This is a genomic window from Suttonella sp. (genome assembly GCF_056855035.1).
On the sequence record NZ_JBXGGR010000036.1, the window covers coordinates 40174 to 60373 of the forward strand.

Annotated in this window: 11 protein-coding genes, 1 tRNA gene and 1 pseudogene; 3 read left to right on the forward strand and 10 right to left on the reverse strand. The window is 51.1% G+C overall.

What is annotated here, in order from left to right; all coding sequences use genetic code 11:
* Positions 1-150: 150 nt before the first annotated feature.
* From lon to ACJHVI_RS03370, 5 genes are all read right to left on the reverse strand, one after another.
* Positions 151-2538 carry an endopeptidase La gene (gene lon, locus ACJHVI_RS03350; protein WP_483183208.1) on the reverse strand — a complete coding sequence of 796 codons (2388 nt, stop codon included), beginning with the start codon at positions 2536-2538 and terminating at the stop codon, positions 151-153.
* A gap of 7 nt (positions 2539-2545) precedes the next feature.
* Positions 2546-3808, reverse strand: a complete 1263-nt coding sequence (gene clpX / locus ACJHVI_RS03355) for an ATP-dependent Clp protease ATP-binding subunit ClpX (RefSeq protein WP_483183209.1) — start codon at positions 3806-3808, stop codon at positions 2546-2548.
* A gap of 1 nt (position 3809) precedes the next feature.
* Entirely contained in the window at positions 3810-4430 is a 621-nt protein-coding gene (gene clpP, locus ACJHVI_RS03360) for an ATP-dependent Clp endopeptidase proteolytic subunit ClpP (RefSeq protein WP_483183210.1), read from the reverse strand.
* Between the two features lie 194 nt (positions 4431-4624).
* Positions 4625-5947 carry a trigger factor gene (tig, locus tag ACJHVI_RS03365; RefSeq protein WP_483183211.1) on the reverse strand — a complete coding sequence of 441 codons (1323 nt, stop codon included), beginning with the start codon at positions 5945-5947 and terminating at the stop codon, positions 4625-4627.
* Between the two features lie 61 nt (positions 5948-6008).
* Positions 6009-6093 (reverse strand) — tRNA-Leu (locus ACJHVI_RS03370).
* 211 nt (positions 6094-6304) lie between these two features.
* Between ACJHVI_RS03370 and ACJHVI_RS03375 the strand changes: the two are divergent.
* Positions 6305-7379: pseudogene (locus ACJHVI_RS03375) on the forward strand (alpha-hydroxy acid oxidase).
* 294 nt (positions 7380-7673) lie between these two features.
* Here the strand turns inward: ACJHVI_RS03375 and ACJHVI_RS03380 are convergent.
* From ACJHVI_RS03380 to glgB, 5 genes are all read right to left on the reverse strand, one after another.
* A complete protein-coding gene (locus tag ACJHVI_RS03380) occupies positions 7674-10166 on the reverse strand; it encodes a glycogen/starch/alpha-glucan phosphorylase (RefSeq protein ID WP_483183212.1) in 2493 nt (830 codons plus the stop codon).
* Between the two features lie 77 nt (positions 10167-10243).
* Positions 10244-11674: a glycogen synthase GlgA gene (gene glgA, locus ACJHVI_RS03385; RefSeq protein ID WP_483183213.1), complete on the reverse strand. Its 1431-nt coding sequence runs from the start codon at positions 11672-11674 to the stop codon at positions 10244-10246.
* 48 nt (positions 11675-11722) lie between these two features.
* Positions 11723-13048 (reverse strand): glucose-1-phosphate adenylyltransferase, encoded by a 1326-nt coding sequence (gene glgC / locus ACJHVI_RS03390; protein WP_483183214.1) that lies wholly within the window; start codon positions 13046-13048, stop codon positions 11723-11725.
* Between the two features lie 27 nt (positions 13049-13075).
* Positions 13076-15052, reverse strand: coding sequence for a glycogen debranching protein GlgX (gene glgX, locus ACJHVI_RS03395; protein ID WP_483183216.1), 1977 nt, complete (start codon positions 15050-15052; stop codon positions 13076-13078).
* On the reverse strand, positions 15049-19290 hold the full coding sequence (glgB, locus tag ACJHVI_RS03400; protein ID WP_483183218.1) for a 1,4-alpha-glucan branching protein GlgB: 4242 nt from the start codon (positions 19288-19290) through the stop codon (positions 15049-15051). Before glgB ends, glgX begins: the two co-directional genes overlap by 4 nt.
* A gap of 196 nt (positions 19291-19486) precedes the next feature.
* Between glgB and ACJHVI_RS03405 the strand changes: the two genes are divergently transcribed.
* Together ACJHVI_RS03405 and ACJHVI_RS03410 are read left to right on the forward strand one after the other, a co-directional pair.
* Positions 19487-19822 carry a transposase gene (locus ACJHVI_RS03405; RefSeq protein ID WP_483183219.1) on the forward strand — a complete coding sequence of 112 codons (336 nt, stop codon included), beginning with the start codon at positions 19487-19489 and terminating at the stop codon, positions 19820-19822.
* On the forward strand, positions 19756-20200 hold a 445-nt coding region (locus ACJHVI_RS03410), incomplete at its 3' end, for a transposase (RefSeq protein WP_483183220.1). The genes ACJHVI_RS03405 and ACJHVI_RS03410, both read left to right, overlap by 67 nt.

Below are 20200 nucleotides of genomic sequence, written 5' to 3' on the forward strand. Positions count from 1 at the left end.
TGCTGATTTTTGCAGATTATGCAGGTAAGTGTCAAACTTTTTTAATTTCTTATAGGTTGAAAATGCACAAAAAAATGCCTAGAAATCGCTTTCTAGGCATTAAAGACATTTGAAAATAAACTTATCTTATTGAAAGATAGAGTTTATTTTTCAATGTGCATGTTTGCTCATATTACCGTCGTTTTGCAGGCTTTGCACAGGGATAAAGGCTTTGCTGGGCGTACTTTCTTCGGCAAAAGCGCGGGCAAAGACTTCGCTGACGTGGCTGACGGCGATAATTTCAAGGTCTTTTTTTACATCTTCAGGCACGTCACTCAGGTCTTTGACGTTGTCGCTAGGGATTAAGACGGTGCGAATTTCTCCACGCTGCGCCGCCAGCAATTTCTCTTTTAAACCGCCGATAGCCAGCACGCGTCCGTGCAGGGTAATTTCCCCCGTCATGGCGATATCACCGCGCACTTTGCTGCGTGTGAATGCGGAAAGCAGGGCGGTTGCCATAGCAATACCCGCGCTTGGCCCGTCTTTGGGCGTCGCGCCTTCCGGCAAGTGCATGTGAAGGTCGTAATCGGCGAAGCGGAAATCGCTGTCATGCGCTTCCAAATAGTGGCGCACAACGGTTAATGCCGCTTGAATCGATTCTTTCATTACATCGCCTAATTGTCCCGTATGGGTCAATTTGCCTTTGCCGCTGAAGGCGGCGGTTTCAATTTGAAGCAGTTCGCCGCCTACGGAGGTCCATGCCAAGCCCGTAACGCTGCCGATTTTAGGCGCAAGGTCTTCGTCGCTGCGGCGGTATTTCGCCACGCCGAGATAGTCTTCCAGATTATCGCGCGTGATTTTGACGCTTTTAACGCTTTTATCGTGCAATTTACGTACCACTTTGCGCGCTAATTTGCCGATTTCGCGTTCCAAATTGCGTACGCCGGCTTCGCGCGTATAATCTTCCACCACTTGGTTTAAGACGCCTTTTTGCAGTACGAATTCTTTTTCCGACAGGGCGTTTTCTTTGCGCTGGCGCGGCACGATGTAACGCTCGGCGATGTGCAGTTTTTCACGCGCGGTATAGCCGGGAATGCGGATGACTTCCATGCGGTCTAATAGGGGCGCAGGGATATTCAGGGTGTTGGCGGTGGCGATGAACAGCACTTTGGACAAATCGATATCGGTTTCCAAATAATGGTCGCTGAAGCTGCTGTTTTGCGCAGGATCTAAGACTTCCAACAGCGCGGAAGCGGGGTCGCCGCGGTGGTCGTTGCCGATTTTGTCGATTTCATCCAGCAAAATCACAGGATTATTGCTGCCTAGTTTGCACATTTTCTGCACGATTTTGCCCGGCAGGGCGCCGATATAGGTGCGGCGGTGTCCGCGGATTTCCGCCTCATCATGCACGCCGCCTAAGGAAATGCGGTCGAAATCGCGTCCTGTGGCTTCGGCGACCGATTTGCCTAAAGAGGTTTTGCCGACACCCGGCGGACCGACAAGGCAGATAATCGGGCTTTTGTTGTTTTTATTGCGTTTTTGTACGGCGAGATATTCGATAATCCGCTCTTTCACATCCGCCAAGCCGTAATGGTCGCGGTCGAAAATGGCTTCGGCTTTCTCAAGGTCGTATTGGCTGCGTTTGCGCTTCGACCAAGGATAATCAATCATCCATTCCAAATAATTGCGAATCACGGTGGCTTCTGCCGACATGGGCGACATTTGCTTGAGTTTGTTTAACTCACCGACGGCTTTTTTCTCTGCCGCCGCCGGCATTTTGGCTTCTTTGATTTGCGCCTCGAGCTGCTCGGTTTCGCTCAATTGGTTTTCGTCAAGGTCATTCAGTTCTTTTTGAATGGCTTTGATTTTTTCATTGAGATAGTATTCGCGCTGGTTTTTATCCATTTGCTCTTTCACGCGTTTTTTAATCCGCTGCTCGAGTTTAGCTTTGTCTTTTTCCTCTTCCAGCAAAATCAGGACTTGTTCTAAACGCTGCTGGATATTGAGCGTGCCTAGGATATTGATGCGCGCTTCGACGGGAATATCCATATGCGCGGCAATGGTGTCGGCAATGCGTCCGCCGTCTTCCAATTGGCGCAAGGTTTCGATGAGTTCGTCGGCGTTGCGCTCATGGCTTTTCAAATAGGCGGTAAAATCGGCAATCGCGCTGTCGCTGAGTGCGGTCAGCACTTTGGCATCATCGCCCCATTCGTCTTCCAAAGGCGTAAAACCGCCGACCAAACATTCGCCATTATCTTCCACATGCGCGATTTTAACCCGCGCAATGCCTTCTACTAAGACTTTGACCGTGCCGTCGGACATTTTTGCCAATTGCACGATGCGTCCGAAGGTCGCAATTTCATGCAGGGCATCCGGCTCGGGGGCGGTAATATTCGGGTCTTTCTGCGGTACCAGCAATAATTCCTGCGAATTATCCATGGCTTTGTCCAGAGCGCTAATCGATTTCGGACGCCCCACAAAGAGCGGCACGATGACTTGCGGATAGACGGCAATATCGCGCAGTGAAAGAATCGGATAGAGTTTTGTTGTATCGTTCATTTTTTCCTTAGGCTTTGGCTTTGTCCGCTAAAGGCGGCAGTCCGTTTTCCACATCGTCTTTATCGATGACGATTTTGCCGCTGTGCGGCACGCTGGGCAAATCGAACATGGTGTCTAGCAATAATTGCTCCACGATAGAACGCAGACCGCGCGCGCCTGTTTTGCGCGCAATCGCTTTTTTGGCAATCGCTTCCAAAGCGGCAGGCGTGAATTCCAGTTCCGTGTCTTCATAGCCGAAAATGTGTTGGAATTGGCGCACAATCGCGTTTTTAGGTTCGGTCAGGATTTTGACCAAGGCGGCTTCGTCGAGCGTATCTAAAATCGTTACAATCGGCAGACGTCCGACAAATTCGGGGATGAGACCGAATTTGACTAAATCTTCAGGCTCGACTTGCTGGAACAAGGCGCGATCCGCCTCGCCGGTCATGGTTTTGCTGCGCACAGTCGCACCGAAACCGATACCGCCTTGGTCGGTGCGCTGGGCAATAATGTGTTCCAAACCGGCAAAAGCACCTGCGCAAATAAAGAGAATATTGCTGGTATCGATTTGAGTCAATTCCTGCTGCGGATGCTTGCGTCCCCCTTGCGGCGGTACCGATGCTACCGTGCCTTCAATCAATTTGAGCAATGCCTGCTGCACACCTTCGCCCGAGACATCGCGCGTAATCGACATGTTTTCGCCTTTGCGGGCAATTTTGTCGATTTCGTCAATATAAACAATGCCGCGTTGCGCACGCGCCACGTCGAAATTGCAATTCATCAGCAGTTTTTGCAAGACGGTTTCCACGTCTTCGCCCACATAGCCGGCCTCGGTTAAGGCGGTGGCGTCGGCAATTGCAAAAGGCACATTAAGGAATTTTGCCAAAGTCTGCGCAAGCAAGGTTTTGCCCGAACCGGTCGATCCGATCATCAGAATATTGCTTTTGGCGATTTCCGCAGCATCTTGATCTTTGGCTTCGTTCATACGCAAACGTTTGTAATGATTATAAACGGCTACGCAGAGGGCTTTTTTCGCCGCATCTTGCCCGATAATGTATTCATCCAGAAAATCTTTGATTTCGTGCGGGGTAGGCAATTTATCCGCCAGCACCGGATCGGAAGGCGCATCCGCCTGCAATGTGTCGGCGGCGCCTTGCTCGGCATCATCATCCAAGAGATCGCTGCATAAATGAATGCAGGTATCGCAAATGGCAATGCCGTCAAGACCGGCAATCAAACGCTGGACTTCGGATTCCTTTTTACCGCAAAAAGAACAATGCTGTTCACTCATCTTAATTTCCAACTTTCAAATTTTTACGGCTGACGACAATTTCATCAACCAATCCGTAGGCTTTGGCGCGTTCCGCACTCATGAAATTATCACGCTCGGTATCGCGGGCGATGGTTTCGATATCTTGACCGCTGTGCTTGGCGAGCAACTCATTCAGGCGTTCGCGGATAAAGAGAATTTCGCGGGCATGAATGTCGATGTCGCTTGCTTGACCGCGGAAACCGCCCAAAGGCTGATGAATCATCACACGCGAATTGGGCAGGGCATAGCGTTTGCCTGCCGCGCCGGCATTGAGCAAAAAGGCGCCCATGCTGGCGGCTTGTCCGAGCACCATAGTGCTGACGTCGGGTTTGATGAATTGCATCGTATCGTAAATCGACATGCCGGCGGTCACGGAGCCGCCGGGGGAGTTGATGTAAAAGTGAATGTCTTGCTCGGGATTTTCCGCTTCCAAGAAGAGCATTTGCGCCACGACTAAATTGGCGCTGGCATCATTGACTTCGCCGACTAAAAATACCACGCGCTCTTTCAGCAGGCGCGAATAAATATCATAAGAGCGTTCGCCGCGCCCTGTTTGCTCAACCACCATCGGGATAAGCATATTGGAAATACTGTCCATCATAACTCCTTCATATTTGACTATTGCTCTTATGGGGATTGTTTGGGCAAATGCAAGTTCGGCAAAGAAAAGGGCGGTATTATACCGCCCTCTGCCGCGTTTATTCGCTTAACTTCTTCTCAAATCAAATGAAGATTGCTTTAGCTTGCCTGAAATTTTAAGCAAAATTCAGACAAGCCCAGCGGCATTGATTCGATTTAGTTGCGGATTTGGCTGTTGATTACCATCACTTCTTGGAAAGTTTTATCTTCGAAGCTCTGCGTAGCTTTTTCGTACAATTGATCAATCAATTGCTCTTCTAAAATGGAAGATTCCAAAGCCATACGGGTTTGTTGGTCATTTTTATACCAATTTTTCACTTCGCTCGGGTCTTCGTAAGTGGAAGCGATGCTGTTCAAACGCGCTTCTACGCGGCTTTGATCCAATTCGATTTTACGCTCATCAAACAATTTGCCTAATAAGAAACCGAGTTGCAGACGGCGTTTGGCTTGCGGCTCGAACAATTGATGCAATAATTGATGACGTTGCTCGGCATCAGGAATTTGCTTAGACAATTGAATTTCTTCGCCCATACGGTGCATTTCTTGGTCAAGGCTGGCATGCGGCACGATTTGATCGCCGTTATGCTCCAATAAGGCGTCGAACATTCTTTCGCGGCGGATGCGGCGCAAAGCGTTTTCCAGCTCGCGTTCCATGTTTTCGCGAATGGCTTTTTTAAATGCCGCTTCGTCGCCGGCTTCAATGCCGAAACGTTTGATAAAGCCTTCGTCTAATTCAGGCAAATGCATTTCTTCGATTTTTTTCACTGTTGCGGTGAATTGCGCGGTTTTGCCCGCCAAATCTTCGCTTGGGTAATTATCCGGGAAACGCACGTCGAAGGTTTTTTCTTGATTCAAGCTCATGCCTTTTAAGCCGTCTTCAAAATCCGGTAACATTTGACCGCCGCCGATTAACACGGCAATACCTTCGCCGCTGCCGCCATCAAAGGCTTCTCCGTCGATACGGCCGACAAAATCCACGGTAACACGGTCATTTTCGGCGCTGGTTTTTTCCGCATTTTCGCTGAAAGTGGCTTGTTGGCGGCGCAAAGTCTGCACCATTTCTTCAATGTCTTTGTCATTGATTTCGCTTTTCGGCAAGGTAACCGACAAATTATCCAAGCCTTTGACTTCTACTTCGGGCATGACTTCAATCACAGCTTCAAATTTCAGCGCTTCGCCTTCTTTGATACCGCTGATAAGGTTAATTTGCGGCGGCGCCACCGGCTGCAAATCGGTTTGCGAAACGGCTTCGCGGAAAGCGGTGTCGATTTCATCGCCTAAAACATCGCGGCGCGCGCTGTCGCCGTAGCGCTGTTTCATGATTTGCGGAGGAACTTTACCCGGGCGGAATCCGTCCACGCGCACGCGACCGCGAATGGCTTTTAAACGCTCAGTAGTAGCGCGGTCGATTTGTTCAGCTGGCACTTCAATGGTGAATTTATGGGCCAGACCTTCTAATTTCTCGACAGATGATTGCATAGTATCCTCAAATCTTTACAAAAATATAGGTAAAAAAAATGCGCCACAAGGCGCAGTATTCTGGTGCGAAAGGAGAGACTCGAACTCTCACGGGCTACCCCGCTGGAACCTAAATCCAGTGCGTCTACCAATTCCGCCACTCTCGCAATGTGTGAAAGCGCGCATTATACGGAGCAATGGATGATAGTCAATACTCGCTGCTAAGAATTTTATGCTTGAATTCCATTAGGCTGAGGTAGAAAATACATGAAAAATCCACACAAATAAAGAGGAGTGACGATGTTGTTGATACCGCCTTTAGAAAAAATGACTTCCATTGAAGATTTGCGCCAAGTGGCCGAACGCCGCGTACCGCGCATGTTTTATGATTATTGCGATTCAGGTTCGTGGACGGAAGGTACTTATCACGAAAACGAAGCGGCTTTACAAAAAATAAAATTTCGCCAACGGGTAGCGATTAATATGGAAAATCGCAGTACGACAACTCATATGGTCGGGCAGGAAGTGCGTATGCCTGTGGCATTGGCGCCGGTGGGCTCTTGCCGCCCGTGCGGCAGAGGATTTCGGCGTACCTTTTATTTTATCGACGGTCAGCGTCTGTTCGATTGAAGATGTGGCGCAGCATGTGAGCAAACCTTTTTGGTTTCAGCTGTATGTGATGCGTAATTGTCAGTTTATGTATCAATTGATCGATCGTGCGAAAGCGGCAGGTTGTTCGGCTTTAGTGGTAACTTTGGATTTGCAGATTTTGGGACAGCGGCACAAAGATATTAAAAACGGCTTGTCCACACCGCCGAAACCTAGTTTGAAGAATTGGCTGAATCTTGCCACGAAACCCACATGGTGTTGGCATATGTCGCGCAGCAAGCATCGTACTTTCGGCAATATTGTAGGGCATGTGGCGGATGTGAAGGATATTCGCTCTTTATCGTCATGGACGGCGGAGCAATTTGATTTAGGCCTGAATTAGGATTTGATTAAGCAAATTCGCGATTATTGGCAGGGTAAGCTAATTTTAAAAGGAATTATGGAAGTTGAAGATGCCTTATTGGCGCTTGAATACGGCGCTGATGCGATTGTGGTGTCTAATCATGGCGGTCGGCAATTAGACGGGGCGCTTGCCAGCATTGAGGCATTGCCTGCGATTGTGGATGCGGTGGGCGATCGGATGGAGGTGTGGTTTGACGTCGGGATTCGCGGCGGTCAGGATGTGTTGCGTGCTTGGGCATTAGGCGCAAAAGGTACCTTAATTGGGCGCGCTTATATTTACGGTCTGGGTGCTTATGGTCAGGCAGTGGTGAAAAGGTTTTTGGAGATTATTCATAAGGAATTGGATATTTCGATGGCTTTTTGCGGACATACGCAGCTTCGCCATGTTGGGAAAGATATTCTCGTTGCCCATACTTGCCCGCTTGCGCAGCCGTCACATTAAGCTTTACCTTAGTTTCATTCGCTCAAATTTAAAAGTAAGAGGACTGCAGGCAGTCCTCTTACTTTATAGCCAATTCAAAAAATATAGCCGATTCAAATTGCAATGATACGGCGTCGCCTTGTCTCATTTTTATTTCAATCGACTATAGTCGAAGAACTGAAAAAGTGACACAAAATATCAAGCTGCGAGCGTTATAGAGAGTACAGCAAAATGAATCAAAACTGTAACTCTTTTTGAAATCTTTGACTATAGAGCCAAAAGTTTCAAGTATTTGTTTTGAATTAACGCTATGTTTTATACGGCTTTGCTGCTGAGGGTTTTATTGATTCTTTCCACCAGCGCTTCGCTATCCAAGGGAATATCGTCCAAGGGATCGATTTTCCAGATGTTGCGCGCATAATCCATAATCGAGCGATCGGAGGAGAAATAGCCCATATTGGCGATGTTCGCCAATGCGGCACGCTGCCATGCCATCGGATCGCGGTAGAACTCGCTGATGCGGTTTTGCGCTTCAACATAGGTGCGGAAATCGGCAAAGGATTGATAGTAATCTCCGAAGGGGCTGAATAAGTCTTGATAACGCGTGGGATCATCAGGGGAAAATGCGCCATTGCTGACTTGCTGCACGATATGGCTTAAGGCGGCATCTTGCTCGATGTAGCGCATCGGCGAGTAGCCTTCGCGGCGCAGTTGTTCGACTTCTTCAATGGTGTTGCCGAAGATGAAGATATTGTCTTTGCCCACGGCATCTAAGATTTCTACGTTTGCGCCGTCAAGCGTGCCGACGGTTAGGGCGCCGTTGAGCGCGAATTTCATATTGGAGGTGCCGGAGGCTTCTGTGCCGGCTAAAGAAATTTGTTCGGAGATGTCGGCGGCGGGAATAATCATTTGTGCCAAGCTGACGCCGTAATTGGGAATAAAGACGACTTTGATCAAATCGCGGATGCGGGCATCGTGATTGATGATGTTTGCCACATTATTGATAAGATGAATGATTTTTTTTGCCATATAGTAGGCACTGGCGGCTTTGCCGGCAAAGATGAATACGCGCGGCTGCCAATCGGCGTCCGGATTTTCCAGTATGCGGTGGTAGAGATCCAAAATGTGCAGGACGTTCATGCTTTGGCGCTTATATTCATGAATGCGCTTGATTTGCACGTCGAAAATGGCATCGGGATTGAGCGTGATGTTCAATTGTTTTTTAACATAGTCGGCGAGCGCTTGTTTATTGTTGCGCTTGATATGCGCCAATTGCTGCAAGAAGGCTTCGTCATCGGCAAATGTATTCAGCTGGCTGAGTCGGGTGAGGTCTTTGCGCCATGTGCCGCCGATTTTATCGTCGATTAGTGTGGCGAGTTGCGGATTGGCAATGCCGATCCAACGTCGGGGCGTAACGCCGTTGGTGACGTTGGTAAAGCGTTCGGGGAAGAGTTTGGCAAAATCGGCAAAAATGGATTTCACCATTAATTGCGAATGGAATTTCGCGACGCCGTTGATTTTATGCGAACCGATGACGGAGAGCCAAGCCATGCGCACTTTGCGTTCGCCTTCTTCGTCAATGATGGAAACGCGGCGGATTAAGTCATGATCGTGCGGATAGCGTTCTTGGACTTGTTTGAGGAAGACTTCGTTGATTTCCAAAATGAGTTTCAAATGGCGCGGCAAAATCATACCCAGCATATCCACCGGCCAGGTTTCTAAGGCTTCGCTCATGAGGGTGTGGTTGGTGTAGGAGAAGATGCTTTGGGTCATTGTCCAAGCCTGCTGCCAGTCATAGCCTTTTTCATCGATGAGAATGCGCATAAGTTCGGGAATGGCAAGGCTGGGGTGGGTGTCATTAAGATGAATGGCGATTTTATCGGCAAGATTGTCGCAGCCGCCGTATTGGACTTCATGGCGGCATACGATGTCTTGCAGGGAAGCGGAGCAGAGGAAGTATTCTTGGCGCAGACGCAGTTCGCGTCCCTTAGTGGTGGAGTCGTCAGGATAGAGGATGCGCGAGACGTTTTCCGAAGCGTTTTGCTTTTCCATGGCGGCAAAATAATCGCCGCGGTTAAAATCCGCCAAGCTGAAGACTTTGCTGCCGACCTGAGCTGTCCATAAACGCAGATTATTGGCGAGATTGACGTCATAGCCCGGCACCAGATAGTCATGGGCTAAGGCGGTGATTTCATCGGCGCTATGCCATAGGGTGCGATTGCCTTCTTCCTGCACATAGCCGCCGAATTGGATTTTATAGCGTTTGCTCGGGCGCACATAAGGCCAAGCGATTTCATGACTTGTCCAGTTGTCCGGCATTTCGACTTGTTCGCCTTGTGCATTGATTTCTTGGCAGAACATGCCGTATTCATAGCGGATGCCATAGCCCATGGCGGGGATTCTCATGGTGGCGGTGCTGTCTAGGAAGCAGGCGGCAAGACGACCCAGACCGCCGTTGCCGAGTCCCGGATCCGGTTCGGCATTGATGATGTCATCAACATTTTGTCCGAGCGCTTCAAGAGCGGCTTTGATGACGTCGTACATTTCTTCGGCGATGAGGGCATTGCTGAAGGTACGACCCATGAGAAATTCCATGGATAAATAATAGACCTGCCGGCTGCCTTTTTCTAAAGTGAGGCGGCGGGTTTCGAGTCGTCCTTCGGTGCTGATGTCTCTGACTACGCGCATGGCGGCATGCAGCCAGTTCAGCGAGGTGGCTTCTTTGGGATCGCAGCCCAAGGCGAAGATGAGTTTATGGATAATCGCGTTTTTAACGCGCTCGACATATTGCGGATTCGTGGCATTCATAGAAATTTCCCTAAATAAAAACGGCTGCTATTGTAGCAGCCGTTTTTTTCTTGTCTATCAAATATTAGTAAATTATTTCAACTGATTAAACGTCGATAAATTTGCCGATATTCTTGGGCTGCCTGCGTCCAGGTAAATGCTTGTGCCATGGCATTGCGGCAGAGATGCTGCCATTGCGGCTGCTGCTGCCAGAGCTTGAGGGCGCGGCGGCAAGCGGAGAGAAAATCGGCGGTGTGCGCTTCGCCAAAGCTAAAACCGGTGGCTTGTGTGCCGCCGTCATCGCTGTCGATTACCGTATCCGCCAACCCGCCGGTGCGGCGGACTAAGGGTAGCGCGCCGTATTTAAGGGCGTAGAGTTGCGTCAGTCCGCAGGGTTCGAAGCGGCTGGGTACCAGTATCATATCGCTGCTGGCAAAAATGCGGTGCGCAAGGGTTTCGTCATAGCCGAGGTGTAAGCCGATGTGCTGTGGATATTGGGCGGCGAGGGCTTGGAAGCGTTCTTGCAGATGCGGCGCGCCGCTGCCCAAGACAATCATTTGCACTTTTTCTTTGAGCAGTTCGGGTAATGCGTCCAACACAATATCCGCACCTTTTTGCTCGGTCAGACGGGCGACCATGCCGATGAGCAGAACTTTCTTATCCTGAGGCAGTTGGAAATGTTTTTGCAGGGCGCTTTTATTGACGGCTTTATCGGCAAGCGTGGCGGCGCTATAGGTTTTGTCGATGAGCGGATCGTGGGCGGGCTGCCAAATGTTTTCATCGACGCCGTTCAGTATGCCGACGAGACGACCTGCGGCGGCGCGTTCCGCCAAGAGTTGGTGAAAACCTGCACCGGCAATCGATTCGGTGATTTCGCGCGCATAAGTGGGGCTGACGGTGGTGATGAGGTCGGCATAGAATAAACCGGCTTTGAGGTAGGACAGTTCGCCGTAAAATTCCAGACCGTGCATAGAGAATGCCTGCCAAGGCAGTTCTAATTCGGATAGATGATGGGCGGCAAAGCGTCCCACATAGGCGATGTTGTGAATGGTGAAAACGCTTTTTACGGGGCTGTGCCAATGGTGTAAATAGGCGCAGGCCAGTCCCGCCTGCCAGTCATGGGCCTGCAGTACGTCGGCGCGTCCCCACCACTGGTCTAATCCTTCCGCCAATTGCGCGCCGAGATAAGAGAGCAGGGCAAAGCGGCGGTAATTATCGGGATAGTCTTGATAATGCTCGTCATGATAGGGATTGCCGTCGCGGGCAAAGCATTGCGGCGCATCCAGCACATAAATGCCCAAGCCTTGATAGTAGGCAAAGCGGATGGCGGCAGTGCCGGCAAAGGTCTTGCGTCTGGCGACTTCCACTGTTTCGCCCAGTTGCGCGGCGACTTGCGGATAATAGGGCAGCAAAACGCGGACGTCGTCTCCCTGCGCCTGCTGGCTGAAGGGCAGGGCGCCGAGTACGTCTGCGAGTCCGCCGGTTTTCATCAGCGGATACATTTCCGAGCAGATATGTAAGATTTTCATAGGGTTTCCTTGCGCATAAAAGACCGGAGTACCGGCCTTTTCTTAGGGTTAAATGGTATGTTGCAGACCGATGTCCACATCGCGTTCGTTTTCCGGCTTGAGTTTGTCCAGCATTTTGCGCGTGACCAAAACGATGCCTTCTTTACTGACTCGGAAGCGGCGTGCATCTTCTTCGGCATCCACGCCGATTTGCATACCGTCCGGAATCACGCAGTGGCGGTCAATGACGCAGCGGCGCAGTATGCAATTTTTGCCGACGGTGATTTGCGGCAGTAAAACGCTGTATTCGATAATGCTGTCTTCCTGCACGGTGCAGCGCGAGAATAATACGGAATTGCTGATTTCCGCATCGGTAATCACGCAGCCGCCGCTAATCAGGGAATTGTCGAGGGTACGTTCGCGCGGTTTGCGGTAGAAAAAGCGCGCCGGTGCGGTTTGCTGCGGGCGGCCTTGAATGGGCCAAGTGTCGTCGTATAAATCCAGCTGCGGTTTTTCGCTGACCAAGTCCATATGCGCCGACCAATAGCTGTCAATCGTGCCGACATCGCGCCAGTAGATGCTGCCAGTGGTGTTGCGCCCTTTGCAGGAACGTTCGAAGGGATGGGCGTAGAGCGTGCCTTCTTCCACGGCTTTGGGAATGATGTCTTTGCCGAAATCATGCGAAGTCTGCGGATTGACGACTTCGCGGTCGAGAATATCATAAAGATAGTCGGCGTCAAAAACATAGATGCCCATCGAGGCGAGGGAGTAATTGGGGCGGTCGGGCATGGCGGGCGGATCACTGGGTTTTTCCACAAAGGCTTGGACTTTGAGTTTTTCATTGACGGACATGACGCCGAATTCATGCGCCTTATCGCGCGAGACTTCGATGCAGCCCACGGTGCAGCGCGCGCCGCTTTCGAGATGATCAATCAGCATTTGCATGTAGTCCATTTTGTAGATGTGATCGCCGGCTAAAATCAGCACGTATTTGGGGCGGTAATGCGATTTCATCATCGCCATGTTTTGATAAACGGCGTCGGCAGTGCCGCGATACCAAGTCTGGTCGTCCAATTGCTGGCGGGCGGGCAGCATATCGATGTATTGATTGCGCTCATAAGGCAGAAAGGACCAGCCGCGCTGCAAATGGCGGAGCAGGGAATGGGCGGCATATTGGGTGATTACGCCGATTTTCAGCAGATTGGAGTTGATGCAGTTGGATAAGGCGAAATCGATAATGCGGCGGCTGCCGCCGAAATAAACCGCCGGTTTGGCGCGTTTGTCGGTGAGTTCGTATAAACGCGAGCCGCGTCCGCCGGCCAGAATCAGCACGAGGGTATCATTAGCGAGGTCTTGCGCGGAATAGGGGGCACTGGTGTTGGTGTTGGTATTCATGGGTTCTCCTCTAAAAAAATGAAAAAACTATTGCCTCAACACGCGTACCTCCATTGGCGTGAGTTCGACGGATTGTGTGTAAGTGAAATCCTTGATGCCGCTGCCGGCAAAAAGCAGCTGCCATTGTCCTTGCGGCAGCACAAAGCGCTGCGCTTGCGGCTGCGGATTGATTAATACGAGCCAGCGGCGGTGCATGAGAATGGCAAGAGTGGGGTTGTCATTGTCATACCAATCTTGATGTTGCATGGGCGCGCCTGCGCTGTTCAGCCATTGGATATTGGCGTTGCTCCAGTCTTCGCCGTGGCGCAGGAGCGGAATTTCTTTGCGCAGGGCGATGAGGGCGGCGGTGCTGTCGATAAGAGATTGATCGGCTCTCGCCCAATCCAGCCAAGCGATGGGATTGTCTTGGCAATAGGCATTGTTATTGCCTTGCTGCGAATTGCCGAATTCGTCGCCTGCCAAAAGCATCGGCGTGCCGCCAGAAAGCAGCAAAGTTGCCAACAGATTACGGCTGCTTTTGGCGCGGGCGGCAAGTATGTCGCGGTCTTTCGTTTCGCCTTCGATTCCGTGGTGGCAGCTGAGATTGTGCTGATGGCCGTCGCGATTGTCTTCGCCGTTGGCATGATTATGCCGCTGCTCATAGCTGAGCAAATCGCGTAAGGTAAAGCCGTCGTGGGCGGTGATGAAATTGATACTGGCGCTTAAGGGGCGCTGATTGTGTCCGAACTCTGCTTGGCTACCGGCAAAATGTTCGGCAAATTCGGCAAGATAGCCGGAATGGCGCAGGAAAAAGCCGCGCATGGTGTCGCGGTAGCTACCGTTCCATTCGGCAAAGGGCGGCGGGAATTGCCCCAGACAATAGCCGCCTAAGCCGATGTCCCAAGGTTCGGCAATCATTTTGAGTTGGGAAAGCACAGGGTCGGCGGCAATGGCGGCAAAAAAGGCTGCCTGCGGACTAAAGGCGGGATTGCGTCCCAATATGCTGCCCAAATCGAAGCGGAAGCCGTCGATTTGGAAGGTATCCGCCCAATAGCGCAGGCTGTCGATAATCCATGTCAGGCATTCGTCTTGGTTGGCATTGAAACTGTTGCCGCAGCCGGACCAGTTTTCGTATTCGCCGGCGGGCGTTATCCAGTAGTAATTGGCATTGTCCAATCCGCGCCATGACAATGTCGCACCGCGCTGATCGCCTTCGGCGCTGTGATTGAAGACGACGTCTAAAATAACTTCGATATTGGCGGCATGCAGGCTGCGAATCGCGGTTTGCAATTCTTCTATCGGGTGTTCGGTGGCGGCATAGCGCGAATTGAGAGCCTGATGTCCTAAGACGTTATAGCCCCAGTAATTGCGCAATCCGATGGCTTGCAGATGCGGTTCTTCGGCGGCAAAATTGATCGGCAGCAGTTCTAATGTGCTGATGCCCAGACGCTGCAAATGCGCAATCAGGGCAGGGTGGGCGAGGGCGGCGTAAGTGCCGGCAATATCGCGGGGAATGTCGGGGTGCTGCTGCGTCAGCCCTTTTACATGCGCCTCATAAATAATGGTTTCTGCCCAAGGAATGGCGGGGCGGGAAATGCCCTGCCAGTCAAAAGCGCTTTCAGCGCTCACAATCGCTTTGGGCGCGACTGCGGCGCTATCATGCCATGTGTCTATCTGAAAAACCGCCAGTTTGTCGGCAGTGGAAAAATCGGGCGCATGGCTGATTTGCTTGGCATAAGGGTCAAGCAGGAGTTTCTGCGGATTGAAATAATGTCCTTGCCGCGGATTGCTGACGCCGTTGGCGCGGTAGCCGTAATGCATACCGGCGCCAATATCGCTGATAAAGCAATGCCAGATATTGCCGCTGCGCTGCATGGGATAGCGTTTTTCCCCTGTAGCGGTGAAAAGGCATAATTCCATACGTCGCGCATGTTGGCTGAAGACGGCGAAATTAACGCCTTCCAGGCCGTCGTGGCGGCAAATGCGGCTGCCTAAGGGTTGCGGCTGTCCAGCAAAATATTTCATTGCGCTTCCAAGACAAAAAATAAGGTGGACAGCGGCGGCAAGGTAAGCTTGATAGAATGCGGCTGCTGATGCGCGGCAACGGCTTCGCTGGCAACGCCGCCCTGATTGCCCATGCCGCTGCCCTGATAGCAGGTGGCATCGGAATTCAGGGCTTCGCGGTAATAGCCTGACAGCGGCACGCCGATGCGGTAATCATGACGCGGTACGGGCGTAAAATTGCTCACCACTAAAATGCGCGCGCCATTAGCGGCAATGCGCTCAAAGGCAAAGACGGATTGCTCGGCATCATCGACGACACGCCATTCAAAGCCTTGCGGCTGATAGTCTTGCTCGAATAAGGCGGCTTGGGCTTGATAGAAATGATTTAAATCGCGTACCCATGCCTGCATGCCGCTATGCCAGCCGCCATGGGCTTCGTCGAGCAAATACCAATCCAGACTTTCCTGATAATTCCATTCCCGCCCTTGGGCGAATTCATTGCCCATAAAGAGCAGTTTTTTGCCGGGATAGCCCCACATATAGCCGTAATAGGCGCGCAGATTGGCGAATTTCTGCCAGCAGTCGCCCGGCATTTTATCCAGTAAAGAACCTTTGCTGTGCACGACTTCATCATGCGAGAGCGGCAGCATGAATTGCTCGCTGTATTGGTACATCATGCCGAAGGTCATAAGCTGATGATGGTATTTGCGGTGGACGGGGTCTTGCCGCATATAGCGCAGAGTATCGTTCATCCAGCCCATATTCCATTTATAATCAAAAGCAAGACCGTCTTGATGGGTTACGCCCATAAAGGAAGTGGATTCTTCGGCAATGCTGCCGGCACCTGTTTGCGCGCGCAGCATCTGATTGGTTTCTCTTAAAAAATCGATGGCTTCTAAATTTTCACGTCCGCCGTAGCGGTTGGGAATCCATTGTCCTTCGGCGCGCGAGTAATCGCGGTAAATCATCGACGCCACGGCATCGACGCGCAAACCGTCAATGCCGAAGCGCTCGATCCAATACAGGGCATTGCCGGAAAGGAAATTGCGCACTTCATGGCGACCGTAATTGAAAATCAGGGTATTCCAATCTTGATGATAGCCTTCGCGCGGATCGGCATGTTCGTATAGGGCGGTGCCGTCAAAATGCGCCAAACCGTGGGCATCATCGGGGAAATGTCCTACAACCCAATCGAGTAAGATGCCGATTCCCGCCTCATGAGCACGCTCAATCAAGAAACGCAGACCTTCAGGATCGCCGAAGCGGCTGGTGGGCGCGTAAAGCCCGGTAGCTTGGTAGCCCCAAGAGCCGTCGAAGGGAAATTCCGCTATGGGCATCAGCTCGATATGGGTAAAGCCCATCGATTTGACATAAGGAATCAGTTCATCGGCAATTTGCCGGTAATTCAGCCAGAAATTATTCTCGGTATTGCGCCGCCAAGAACCGAGATGGACTTCGTAAATACTAATCGGCTGGCTGCTTTGCAGACGGGCTTGTTGCTGCGGATTAGGCGCAATCTTTTCGGGCAGTCCGCTGATTTTGGAAGCGGTGGCGGGGCGCAATTCTGCGGCAAAAGCATAGGGATCGGCTTTGATATGGCAATGATGACGGGTATCTAATATCTCGAATTTATAGAGCTCGCCGCGCCCAATCTGCGGAATAAACAATTCCCATATCCCGCTACCAGGGTGCAGACGCATCGGATGGCGGCGCCCGTCCCATTGGTTAAAATCGCCGATCACGGATACGCGCAGGGCATTGGGTGCCCATATGCCGAAACGCGTTCCTGCTACGCCGTCAAGACAGCACAGATGCGCGCCCAATTGCTCATAAGGGCGCAGATGCCGTCCTTGCGCCAAGAGCCAATTGTCCAATTCGCCCAAAGCGGCGCCGAAACGGTAGGGATCTTCAATCAGGCGGTGGCGCTTGTCGTGATAGACGCGCAGTTGATAATGGGTAAAAGGCGCATAGTCGGCAAGATAGCGGACGAAGACGCCGCGCTTATCGATACATTGCATCAAATAGCTTTCTTCGCCGATGCATAGCTCGACTTTGCCGGCTTCAGGCTGATAAGTCCGCACGATGATGCCTTGCGAGTACGCATGCGCGCCCAAATAGGCAAAAGGATCGGCAAGGCGCGCTTCGCACAGGGCATCGATGATTTGCTGCTCTTGGCTGTCGGTGGATAGACGCGGATTGAGCGCTTGAGCGGCTGTTGCGTCGTGACGGCGTGCCTTGATAATAGCGGCGACTTGTGCGCTAAGTGCTGAATTTGCTAGCAAATCTTCTAAGGTAAAGGGCAGTTTGACGCGCCAATTCGGATAGTCTCGGCTAATGCCCGGCACATTAAAAGGCGCATGACAAGGCAGAAGGTTTTCTAATTGAAAAGCGAAGAGTTGCGCCGCCGCAGCGGCAGCATGAGTATGCAGCTGCGTGACCAAATCGGCGCTGTATTCCTGCACTTTGCCGTAACCTAATTGCTGGCTGAGGCTGCATTTGTCTTGCGCGCGTTCGCGTATCAGCGAGAGATATTGCTCTTCAGTCTTGAGTACGGATAAATCGCGAAGTAAATCAATATCTTCACTCTGCCAATAAGCGACGAGCGGAGCCAAATCGTGCGTGCTGACGACCGCAATCGCTTTTGCCGCCCAATCGGTAGGGGCGATATGTTCGCCGTCTGATTTCATAAAATACAGCACGGCAAAGGAATAGACGCCGTATCGGCGCAAAGCGGCGCGCATTTGATTGCTAACAATACCCAAATCTTCGCCGACAATCACGCATTGCGCGCGCTGACTTTCCACCGCCAAAATCGCCATCATTTCTTCTAAGGGATAATGCACATAAGCGCCCTTATCGGCGCCTTGCTCTTGCAAAATCCACCACAGGCGCTCGAAAGCCATCACATGATCGATGCGCAACATGCCGTAATGGCGCATATTGGCGCGCAGCATGTCGATAAAAATGCCGTAAGCATGGCGGCGCAATAATTGCGGATGCAAAGGCGGCAATTGCCAATTTTGTCCCTGCGGACCCAGCGGATCGGGCGGTGCGCCTACGCTGGCGTTCAAGCAGAAAGATTCTCTTTGCGTCCATGTATCTGAACCGCCGCGCGCCACGCCTACCGCCAAATCGCCGTACAGTCCGATAGACATACCTGCTGCTTGGCAAAGGGCCTGCGTTTGCGCCAATTGTTCTTCAGTCAGCCATTGCAGCCACAGGCAATAATCGATTTCCGCCTGATGTTCGTTAATAAAGGCTTGCACCGCAGGGCTATCTATATGCTGATAATCATCCGCCCAAGCCAGCCAGCCCATATCTTCTTCACGCTGCGGCGCTTGCTGCGTCTGCGCGCTTTGCGACTGGAAATGCCGGTCTAAAACCTCAAACACGGCATGACCGTACAAATCTTTGCCGCCTTTTTGTACAAAAGCGGCAAAAGCTTCGCGCCGCGCCTGCGTTTGAGTATCTTGGCGGTCTTGAAAATAAGCAAAAGCCAGCTCAAGAGCTTGCTGCTTTAAAGCAAATACGCCGACGTAATCCACATATTCGGCTGCGCGCAAAGCGCTTAAGCGCACCTGCGTGTCCGTGCTTTTCCACCACTGCCGCGCATTCGGGCAAACTTGAAATTCAGGCACCGCATTGACGTCAAGATAAATCGCATTCAAGCGGCTTTTGGAAGTGGGGCTATAAGGGCTTGCCCATTCGGGATGGCTGCTGAAAAGCGCGTGCAGGGGATTCAGCCCGATAAAATCTATGCCTTTGCCGGCAAAATGTTCGGCGAGGGTCTGAAGGTCGCCGAAATCGCCGATGCCCCAATTGTTTTCGGAGCGCAGGCTGTATAGCTGCACATTCAGCCCTGTGAGCTTATTGTCTTGAGAAAGTGCCGGCGCTTCATAGCACTGCGGCGGTGCGCTGATAATAAAGAATTTGCCGCTATCGGTTTGCAATTCGTAATAGCCGATTGCCAGCGGCGGAAGGGAAATACCGTCTTCGTTAAGGGATAACGATTGCCGATTGCCGGCTTCGTCAACTAAATTTGCATTCAGCGCGGCTTGCTTGAGGCAATAGCTTTGCTCTGCCGGAATCACGAATACATCGCAAAAATCTTCTGCTTGGGCAGGAGGTAAAGACAGCAGGGTGATGAATTGTTCAAGCACCGCAGTATCGACGATTTGCCGCTCTCCGTTAAATGCTGAAAATGACGACGCAATACCAAGAGCTTGTGCTTGTTGAAGCTGTTCGGCGCTTGTAGTCATCTCTCCCCCTTTCTTGATTTTTCAGGTGGCTGCAATAGGCTGATAGTAGTAGATTTCGCTGAGTTTTGAAAGCGATTTGCTAAAAAAAATTTTATTGGCTCTAGACTAGCAGAATCACTCTGTTAGACTGAAACCTTTGCAAAACCCCAAAAAATCCTCTAAATTCTCCCCAACCCAGAATTTAGAGGACTTTTCCATGAGCAGCTTTTTCTACTACTCCGCCCAAACCCTGCTCAATCAATACGCTGACCGTTTCCCCTTGCTTAAAATCACCCAACTGCTCGATTGGCAAGCCATTGAACACACACTTGCCAGTAAAAAAGTGGCTGATTTGCGCGACCATGGTGGTCGTCCTGCTTATCCGTTGTTGCCGATGTTTCGTGCGGTATTGTTGGGACAATGGCACAGTCTTTCCGACCCTGAGTTGGAACGCAGTCTGGTTACTCGATTGGATTTCATGATTTTTTGTCAATTTCCAGACGAAATGACAAGCCTGACCACAGCACACTCAACCGTTTTCGTAACTGGCTGATGCAAGATGGTCTATTGGACGAACTTAATCAACAAATCAACCAACAACTGGCACAAAACAAACTCAAAGTGGAAAAAGCCCAAACCGCCATTGTAGATGCCACCATTACCCAAACTGCAGGCAGTAAACTCAAGAAAGCCATTGAAGTAAAAGAAAATACTGAAAATCAGGAACAAACCAAAATCCAAGTAAGCGATACGCGGGCGAGCAAAGCTGTCGATGCCAAATGGACGATTAAAAGCGGACATTGGTTATTGGGTTACAAACTGCATGCGCGTACGGATGCGGAAGGCTTTATTGAACAAATCCACGTTACGCCAGCCATTCAGGCAGATGTCAAGCATTTCGCAAGTGTGTTAGACCATGTTGAAGAAGGCG